At 52.9% G+C, this 6053-nt stretch carries 6 protein-coding genes; 2 read left to right on the top strand and 4 right to left on the bottom strand.

Going from position 1 to position 6053, the window contains the following annotated elements; translation table 11 throughout:
- Window positions 1-50: 50 nt before the first annotated feature.
- The 4 genes from ACRCZA_RS15310 to ACRCZA_RS15295 form a co-directional block, all read right to left on the bottom strand.
- Window positions 51-1598, bottom strand: coding sequence for a DUF3300 domain-containing protein (locus tag ACRCZA_RS15310; RefSeq protein WP_438675256.1), 1548 nt, complete (start codon window positions 1596-1598; stop codon window positions 51-53).
- A gap of 83 nt (window positions 1599-1681) precedes the next feature.
- Window positions 1682-3046 (bottom strand): ATP-binding protein, encoded by a 1365-nt coding sequence (locus tag ACRCZA_RS15305; RefSeq protein ID WP_438675255.1) that lies wholly within the window; start codon window positions 3044-3046, stop codon window positions 1682-1684.
- A gap of 6 nt (window positions 3047-3052) precedes the next feature.
- The gene (locus ACRCZA_RS15300) at window positions 3053-3748 is read right to left on the bottom strand and encodes a response regulator transcription factor (RefSeq protein WP_438675254.1); all 696 of its coding nucleotides are present in this window, start codon (window positions 3746-3748) and stop codon (window positions 3053-3055) included.
- 2 nt (window positions 3749-3750) lie between these two features.
- Complete coding sequence (locus tag ACRCZA_RS15295) at window positions 3751-4089, bottom strand: PepSY domain-containing protein (RefSeq protein ID WP_438675253.1); 339 nt, start codon at window positions 4087-4089, stop codon at window positions 3751-3753.
- A gap of 542 nt (window positions 4090-4631) precedes the next feature.
- Between ACRCZA_RS15295 and ACRCZA_RS15290 the strand changes: the two genes are divergently transcribed.
- Together ACRCZA_RS15290 and ACRCZA_RS15285 are read left to right on the top strand one after the other, a co-directional pair.
- Window positions 4632-5597: a choice-of-anchor H family protein gene (locus tag ACRCZA_RS15290; protein ID WP_438675252.1), complete on the top strand. Its 966-nt coding sequence runs from the start codon at window positions 4632-4634 to the stop codon at window positions 5595-5597.
- 79 nt (window positions 5598-5676) lie between these two features.
- Window positions 5677-6053 (top strand): peroxiredoxin (locus tag ACRCZA_RS15285; RefSeq protein WP_438675251.1); only part of this gene is annotated, 377 nt, incomplete at its 3' end.

The raw sequence follows: 6053 nt of genomic DNA, 5'->3' as shown, positions 1-6053 counted from the left end.
CTAAGCCTGTCATCGGCTGCTTGCGCCTTAAGTTGCGGTTATCGTTGCGGTCATTCCCGTTGGCGCCGTTCTTGGTTGTGCTCAGCTCCGCGCGGGCGCTGCTCGCTGGTGCGGGCGATATGCTTCTCGGATCGCGGCTCTTGGCGAATACGAGTCTCTTCCCGTGGCTTGGGTGCGGGCCGTGCTTGCTCGTAACGTGATGGCTCGGGGCGTTGAGTTTCACGGCGCAAAGCTTCATCGCTGCGCGCTGGTATGTCGCGGCTTGGGTAGCGCTTGGCCGCGTCGCTAACCGGCGCGCTTATCGGTTCCCTTGTGGTGAACGCTCGCGATGGCTCCGACTTGAGTGGCTGACTATCATGGCGATAACGACTATCCGATGCGTGGCGCTCCTTTATCGTGGGCGCGGCCTGCTTACTGGCCGCGCGTCGCTCTGCTAATTCGGCCTGTGTTTGTTGATAGTTGGGTACCCGTGGCGGTTGGCGCTCATCTCGAGGGTTGGCTTTTCGATGTTCTTCTTGCGTCCTATCCGCTGCCCGCTCCTTTACTGCTCGATCTTTTACCGCTCGTTCTTTTAATGCCTGCTCGGTCCTATCACCTTGTTGCTCACGTTCCTTAAGATCTCGCGTGTTAAGGCTTGGCTTTGAGTTGGAGTTGGAGTATTGGCTGATAAATTGTGGATGCTTGCCGCTTGTGCTTGAGTGGGCATCCCGCTGCTGGCTGACGGCGTAATAGCGTTGTTTCACTACTGGATTGTGGTAGCCGACACCTCGGCGGTGCTCCACTTTATGTTTCCAAGGCTGCGCGCCGTGGCTGACGCTGTATTTTTCCCATGGGCGATAGTGATGTGAGTGATGGTGATCAATCACCACCACCTTGTGGTTATGCCAATGGAAGGCGCTGAAAAAAAAGTTGAAGGAAATCTGGATGCCGGGTGTCCAGTAAAAGTGGCTGTGTCCGGGACGATAGGCATAGTTGCTATGGTGCCAGTAAACCGGGGGATAGGCCGTTCCCCAGCGCCATGTGCCGTACACTACCCGCGGATCGTAGTAGGGCACGTAAATAATTTCTCGCCGCGCAGGCTCGATGATGATTTGGTTATTGCTGCGGGTGATGGCCATATTGTCCATGTCCCGCAGGCTGTTGGCTTTATCTGCCTGTTGTCTTAGGGATTGGATCCCGTCCATGACTTGGGACTCATCGGCTAAAAAGGCCTCGCCGAGCTTTTGGGTCCACTCTAAATCTTGGGCCATTTTTTGCAGCACAGTTGGGAAGGCGAGCAGAGCTTTAACGCTCGGATCCCAGCCTTGATTTTGCGCCTGCGCCATCACTTGCTCGACCGATAATTGGGAGCGTGCGGCTAACCAGCGATCGGCTTGTACCACTTCGAGTGGGTAGGTGGCGCTGATCAGAATGTGGCTCAATAGGCTATCGGGATACAGGGCGATAGGCGCGAGCATTTGCTCCAATTCGGCTTGGGAGAGGACTTGACTCGCCTGTGGGCTAGCGAAGGTGGACGCGGCCTGCGTGGGCGTGGCAAAGGGCAGTGTGATAAGCGCTGCCGATAAGACTAACCAACGCCATTGAGAGGTTCTGTTCATAATATGCTCCAATAATCCTGTTTGAGGATGTTATGGGCATCATAGGTGGCTGAAGATGAACATGAGCTGAAAGCGGTTGGCGGTTATACCGAATGGATAAAACTTATCGTAAATTGTGCGCCGCCTAAGTTTGCCGAGCGCGATACTGAAATTCTGCCGTTGTAGCTATCCACTAAGTCACGCACGATTGCTAAGCCGATGCCATGGCCCTGTTGATAGGAGTCGGCACGCATCCCCCGTTCAAAAATATGGTGTTTGAGCGCATCGCTGATGCCGGGGCCGTCATCCTCTATGCATAGCTGTAGTTGATAGGCATCCCCGCGCACGGTTAATTTCACCTTGGATTTTGCAGCTTTACAGGCGTTATCGAGTAAATTACCTAGCATCTCGGTCAAATCGGTTTCATCGCCCTTAAAAATGGCTGCGGGATCGATGTCGCTACTGAGGCTGATTTGGGGTTCTTGATATATTTTGGCAAGGGTTCTCAGTAGCTTGCTTGCGACTTGTTCTACCGGGATCCCCAGATGCCAAGACGCTGCGGCGGCGGTTTGCGCTCGTTTTAGCTGATGGCTAATAATCCGACTGATGGTGGAGATTTGCTCGCTTGAGGCCTCACTCAGATCTTGTTGACTCTTGATCACCGCAAGGGGGGTTTTGAGGCTGTGAGCCAGATCTGCTAAGGCATTACGATAGCGCTGCCGTTGAGTTTGCTCGGTGTTCAGCAGGATATTGAGCTGCCGAGCCACCGCCTGTAGCTCGCTAGGGTATTGGCTGCTTAATTGGCGCGATTTGCCGAGCTCCACTGAGTGCAATTCTTGGGTAAAACGCGCCAGCGGCCGAATGGTCCAAATGAGCCAGCTGAGCTGAAACACTAACATCACCAGGATTAAGATCAGCAACCAAGTCCACAGCTGTTGATTAAATTGATCTATCTGCTGCTGAAACTCCCGTTGATCCTTAATAATGTGAATCGTCACAGGCACCTGTTGATCTTGGCTGGCAAAACTGACGCTAAAGCTGTAAATCAGGTGAGGCTCGGTGCCAAGTTCAATGGCGGCAAAGGCGCTTTGTCCCGTCGCTGGAATGGTAATCCCCGTTGGCGGGGGGATGCCCATAAAGGACTGCGAATGCCAGACGATGGTGGGTGAGTGGGTGCTATCTTGAGTGGTTGCTATAGCGTAAAGGCCTGACTGAATGAGATTAAAACGATTTTCGAGTACCAGCTCGGGGATAAATATCTGCCCATTTTCGACCTCAGTGACCGCCAGCACCGAGTAAAAATAGGCGCTGAGCTCGTTTTTCGCCGCGCTTTTGACTTGCTCAGTAAAGGCGTCATTCAAGCCAACGCCAATCAGGGGCAATAACACCAGAATAAACAGCAAGGCGCTGACCACGAGGCGCGCCTTGAGGGAGTTGAGTGTTTGCCAGATGTCGGCACGCTTGCTCATCCGCGCTTACTCATTGGCGTTTTGCTCGCTGACGAGCACCCTAAGACGGTAGCCTTGGCCGCGCAGGGTTTCGATTAAGTTGTATTGGTTATCGGGGTCGAGTTTTTTGCGTAAACGGCGGATAAAGACCTCAATAACATTGGAGTCGAGGTCAAAATCCTGATCATAAATATGCTCGGTCAGGACGGTTTTTGATTTTACTTCGCCTTGATGCAGCATAAAAATCTCAAATAACTTGTACTCAGAGCCGCTCAGGGGCACTAACTCTTGGCCCTTTTTCACTTCTAGGGTGCTGGTATTTAAACTGAATGGACCATTGGTGATCAGCGGGCTTGCCTTGCCTGCTGCGCGGCGGATCAGCGCCTTGAGGCGAGCGATGAGTTCCTCAGGGTGGAAGGGTTTGGTCAGATAGTCATCCGCGCCCGCATCGAGGCCAGCGACTTTATCCTGCCAACTGTCCCGGGCGGTGAGAATTAAAATAGGGTAATCTCGGCCCTTTTCGCGCACGCGGTTAATGAGGCTAATGCCATCAAGCTTTGGCAGACCCACATCGATAATGGCGGCATCATATTGATATTCAAGGGCTTGAAAGAGGCCTTCTTCACCGTCACTGGCCACATCGACACTGTAATGGGCTTGGATAAGATGTTGCTTGAGATTGGCTTGGAGTTCTCGATCGTCTTCAACTAATAACAGTCGCATGATTAGTTCCTTGATACTCGCCCGCTGGCGGCATCTACCGATACCGAAAAGACTTGGCCATTGTTATTGAGGATTTTGACCCGGTAGCCTGAGCCGCTCGATTGTACGCTTAACACTTTACCGCGAAATTGCCGTTGAGCCATGGCGACCGCCTGCTCGGGGCCGTTCACCACCATGCGCCGCGGCTCGGTCTGTAATCCCTGGGCGCGGGATGGTTGGCGTTCCTGTTGGCGATCTTTTTGTCGCTCACTATGGCGCTCCTGCTGGCGTTCATTTGCAGCCATCCCGCTAAAAGACAGGCATAAGCAGGTGATAAGGCACAACGTAAGACTTGGTTTCATATCCGTTACCCGTGAATGTTCGACGACCTTAACTGAATGAGTTAACGAGATAACTTATCGAATCGTCTAGGAATACCTGCTCACCTTAACAAACATCGACAGGGCCGCCAATTGCTTGAAAGCCATCTGGTGTAATATTCATTGTAGTCGACCGCCAACATTGCCCCATCAAGCACTTTGCCACGTTTGCAGCCAGTACTTCAGTGTGCAGCCCAGTACATGAATCGAGGCTGAATGAATTGAACCGACAGCCCGTTACGTTTAATGCCGTTAATTTTTTGATGTCGTTCAAGCTTTGCTTAAGCCAGCGGCATTTAAGTCAACACCCCTTAGACTAAAACCGGTTAAGTTAACGTCGCTTTCATCAAACAAGTTAAGCTTACGCGGTTAAGGCGGCAGTTATGGCGCTTGCCCATGGTCTGGGGGCGGAGCTTGATATCTTCAATGCGGCTGCGCTAGGCACGGGGCGATGTTCAGCTTATATTCACCTTGGCTGGCCTTTAATATTCCAATATTAAGAGCTCATCACCACGGGGTGTAAGATGAATACAGTTAAGTTTGCGGCAGTGCGCCGTGCCGTGAAATACCATGTAGGCCTTGGCGCCGGCCTGTTGTTGCTCGCCAATACCGTTATCGCTGCAACGCTGCCAGAGAGTGAATTGACGTCACCGACCGCCGTCAGTATCGGTATGCAGCAGCGCGACAATCCGCAGCGGCAGGCCGAACAAGAGCAGCACGCATTGGCCCAATTGCGCCAAGCACTGCAGGCCGATGCGAATAAAGATCAAGCGTCTGCCTTGGCTGAGGGTGCTTTGACAGAGAGCACCATGACAGAGACCACCTTGGCAGAGGCGCCCGCCGCGACATCTGCCGTTCTACCCGCGCCAACCCCCGCTAAACCGCTTAAGCTGATGGCCGCACCGCCAATGACACGCGAGCAAGTGCAGGCTGAACACCTAAACAATTTACCGCGCTCAAGCGCCACCCCGCAGGATCTGAGTCAAGCGGCGGTTTATCATTCGTTTTTTATTGATTCGGCGCGCAGCCGTTTATTTGAAGACGCGGATCGCGATGGTTTTTATCGCACGTTTAGCGTGACGTTCGATGTGGATGTCAGTGGTACTTATCTTAACGAGCGGGCGGAGGTTTTTGCCGAGCTCTATCTTAGCCGTGATGGTGGTCCTTGGGTGCGCTATTACACCACCGAGGTATTTAGCATTTACGGCAGCGCCAGTCAGGATGAGTATGAGGTGCTGACAACGCTTTATAACGGTTACGCCACGGATCACTACGATGTGCTGATTGATGTGTATGAGGTGGGTTACAGCGAGGTCGTGGCAACGATCAGTGCTGATGACGTCAATAGCCTGTATGCCTTGCCGCTGGAGAGTCGCGATCGGGATCAGCAAAGCGATGTTATCATCGTTGAAGGGGGCGCTGTATCAGGCCTAGCGCTGTTGTGGCTTGGACTATACGCTTTCGTGCGCCGTCGGGGTTATCTTGCCTAATCCCCTGTTTTCTTTCGGTGTTTTTCGCGAACAATTCGGGCTAGTATGGCAGGGTTATTTTAACTAAAGGAAGAGAAACATGATTGCTCAAGGTCAAGCATTACCCACGGCGACGCTCAGCCAATTAACTAAAGAGGGCATGGTTAATCATCAGGTTACCGAATTGTTTGCTGGTAAAAAAGTGGTGTTATTCGCTGTGCCGGGCGCCTTTACGCCCACCTGCTCCGAGGCGCATTTGCCCGGGTATGTGGTCTTAGCCGACGCCTTTAAAGCCAAGGGGGTGGACATCATCGCCTGCGTTTCCGTCAACGATGCCTTTGTGATGAAGGCCTGGGGCGAGGCCCAAAACGCCTCAGAATTAATGATGTTAGCCGACGGTGATGCCAGCTTTACTCGAGCGTTAGGGTTAGAGATGGATACGGCAGGATTTGGCGGAGTGCGCTCGCGCCGTTACGC

Origin of the sequence: Shewanella sp., assembly GCF_051658185.1 — a bacterium.
Classification (GTDB): Bacteria; Pseudomonadota; Gammaproteobacteria; order Enterobacterales; family Shewanellaceae; genus Shewanella.
This window is presented reverse-complemented; position numbering and strand designations above follow the sequence as displayed.

What these genes read in the sequence shown, in the direction of transcription:
- ACRCZA_RS15290 (WP_438675252.1), top strand. Translation starts at nt 4,632, where the DNA reads ATGAATACAGTTAAGTTTGCGGCAGTGCGCCGTGCCGTGAAATACCAT.
- ACRCZA_RS15310 (WP_438675256.1), bottom strand. Translation starts at nt 1,598, where the DNA reads ATGAACAGAACCTCTCAATGGCGTTGGTTAGTCTTATCGGCAGCGCTT.
- ACRCZA_RS15295 (WP_438675253.1), bottom strand. Translation starts at nt 4,089, where the DNA reads ATGAAACCAAGTCTTACGTTGTGCCTTATCACCTGCTTATGCCTGTCT.
- ACRCZA_RS15305 (WP_438675255.1), bottom strand. Translation starts at nt 3,046, where the DNA reads ATGAGCAAGCGTGCCGACATCTGGCAAACACTCAACTCCCTCAAGGCG.
- ACRCZA_RS15300 (WP_438675254.1), bottom strand. Translation starts at nt 3,748, where the DNA reads ATGCGACTGTTATTAGTTGAAGACGATCGAGAACTCCAAGCCAATCTC.